This is a genomic window from Christiangramia marina (genome assembly GCF_048285865.1).
Classification (GTDB): Bacteria; Bacteroidota; Bacteroidia; order Flavobacteriales; family Flavobacteriaceae; genus Christiangramia; species Christiangramia marina.
On sequence record NZ_JBLVTK010000077.1, the window covers coordinates 1 to 288 of the forward strand.

Here is a 288-nt window from a genome sequence, read left to right on the forward strand (position 1 = left end):
GTTCGATCTGCCAGCGCTGCTTGTACCAAGCCACTATTTGAAGCGCCTGTTCCACGTCTTGTACATTGTGAGTGGTGAGAAGGATCCAATGCACCGGCTCCTCGCCTGGCGGCACCGTCTCAGGCCTTTCCCTTATTTCCACTACCGATAGCGCGACGCTGGCTTGCTGCGCATGGCTTCCCATAGGCCGCATGATTTTCACTTGTCCGAAGCGAAGGTCGATATGCGCCTGGTGAGCCGTGCGTGCCTTGCTGCGCGCCCCACCGGCACGGGGGGGGGGGAGGGGGG

The 288-nt window shown here is 61.5% G+C and carries 1 pseudogene; it reads right to left on the reverse strand.

From position 1 onward, the window contains the following. Positions 1-184 (reverse strand): annotated as a pseudogene (locus ACNKXS_RS15385) (hypothetical protein); the annotation flags it as partial. Positions 185-288: the final 104 nt, after the last annotated feature.